The sequence below is a fragment of the Oleiphilus sp. HI0061 genome (assembly GCF_001635675.1).
In genome coordinates this window covers 1-1,548 of record NZ_LWFE01001474.1, presented here as the reverse complement: position 1 = coordinate 1,548, position 1,548 = coordinate 1, and the positions used below count along the sequence as shown (strand labels likewise).

Annotated in this window: 2 protein-coding genes; both read left to right on the top strand. The window is 43.6% G+C overall.

Going from position 1 to position 1,548, the window contains the following annotated elements; translation table 11 throughout:
• The coding region (locus A3735_RS23075) for a heme-binding protein (protein ID WP_231882631.1) at nt 1-689 on the top strand (689 nt) is incomplete at its 5' end.
• Between the two features lie 10 nt (nt 690-699).
• Nucleotides 700-1,473: a MipA/OmpV family protein gene (locus A3735_RS23070; protein WP_197482883.1), complete on the top strand. Its 774-nt coding sequence runs from the start codon at nt 700-702 to the stop codon at nt 1,471-1,473.
• Nucleotides 1,474-1,548 lie beyond the last annotated feature (75 nt).

The window sequence follows — 1,548 nt, the reverse complement described above, 5'->3', positions numbered from 1 at the left end:
AGGTGATTTCTGATATGTGGAATAAAGCACGAAGCAGTGCCCCCTTGCTCATCATAATAACTTTGCTGAGCCTCATATTGGAAGGCTGCTCACTACTTGGTATACGCACTACAGATGAGGCTCGCTATACCGTTGAAAAGAAGGTCGGCAATATCGAAATAAGACGATACGAACCTGTCATGATAGTTGAAACCTACGTAAATGAGCCCAACTTTCGTGATGCAACCGACCAATCCTTTAGACGTTTGTTTGACTATATTTCTGGGGCCAATGTTTCTGCCAATGACATTTCGATGACAGCACCAGTCATCGCTGAACCACAGGAAGAAAAAGGTAAAATAGTTGCGATGACCAGCCCTGTTATTGCGAGTCCGAGCAAGACTGAGAACGAACGGCAAGGCTGGATTTTGAAATTTGTGCTACCAGACAAGTTCACTATTAACAATTCTCCTCAACCTACAGACCCGCTTGTTTGTCTTCGTGAGGTTCCTGAAAAACGAGTTGCAGCGATTAGCTATTCAGGATTATGGAGTGAAAGCAATTATCAAAAACATGTCAATCAACTGAGTGACTGGCTCAACAGCAATAATTACTCTTCAATTTCACTAGCTAGTTATGCAGGGTACGATCCACCCTGGGCACTACCATTTCTGCGACGCAATGAGATATTAATTGATGTTCTACCTTAGGTTGATAATTGTGCTCGCCTTAGTGTCGAGCTCTGTTTCATTGAATGCTGAGCCATATCAAACCGGCAGTAAGGAAACGTCGCTAGTAAAAAAAAGCCAGGCTAGAAAACAACAGACTGGCTGGTTTTACGGTGCTTTTACAAGCATCAATTCCTCTTATTATGCCGGCGTAGGAGCTGACACGGTTGCCCTGCCTATTATAGGTTATATAGGTACTAGGTTTAGCTTTTTGGGGCCTCGTGCCAGCTATATCATACATCAGAGTGCTGAACTGGAAGCTTTGGCACTCATCACCTATAAGTCGGTCGGTTACAAACCGAACGACTCAAAGCATCTTGACGGAATGACGAGGCGCCAGAACTCATTGTTTGGCGGTCTGAGTACAAGCCTCAAAAAAGACAGACTGTCGTACACACTTAGCTATCTTCATGATTTACAGAACCATTCAGGCGGACAAGATTTCACCCTTGCAATGTCATACCGTTACAATTACGGGCCATTTTTTTTGACTCCAAAGATCTCTTTAAACTACTTGGATAGCGCGTACAGTAACTACTATTTTGGCGTGCGCGATCACGAATCCAATTCAGATAGACAAGCTTACACTCCCAACACGTCGATCAATCCGTCTGTTAGCCTTAACTTTGCAACGCCAATTTTTCTCAAAGGCTTTACCCGTGCCAGCGTGACACATTCCTGGCTGGACTCCTCGCTATATAACAGCCCTATTGTTAACAACAAAAACCATTGGAAGGTAAATCTTTCTTTCACCCGATTCTTTTGATTTCAAACCTGAATCAAGCTGATGCACCCTTCCAATAAGCCATTACTCCCTGCACTCAGTTTTCAATAACCATTG